1 protein-coding gene is annotated in these 269 nt (G+C 65.1%); it reads right to left on the reverse strand.

Going from position 1 to position 269, the window contains the following annotated elements; all coding sequences use genetic code 11:
* Positions 1 to 269: FAD-dependent monooxygenase (locus SB816_RS31985; protein ID WP_410548240.1), on the reverse strand; the 269-nt coding region annotated here is incomplete at both ends.

Below are 269 nucleotides of genomic sequence, written 5' to 3' on the forward strand. Positions count from 1 at the left end.
ATCGCGACCTTCGGCAGCTTCTCAATGCCGCGCTCATTCACGCGCAGGTCCACGACGAGCCACGGTTCGTCGAACACGAGGTCCTCGTACTCGATGCCCAGCTGCGTGCGCACCGTGCTCGACGCGCCGTCGCAGCCGAGCAGGTAATCGCACGTCACAGTACGCGTCGCGCCCGTGTCGTCCCTGAGATGAACCGTCACGCCCCCGGCCGTTTCCTCGAAGCTCACGAGTTCCGTGCCCAGCGCGATTTCCACCGTGTCATACGCGCT

The organism is Achromobacter sp. SIMBA_011 (assembly GCF_046535435.1).
Taxonomy (GTDB): Bacteria; Pseudomonadota; Gammaproteobacteria; order Burkholderiales; family Burkholderiaceae_B; genus Achromobacter; species Achromobacter dolens.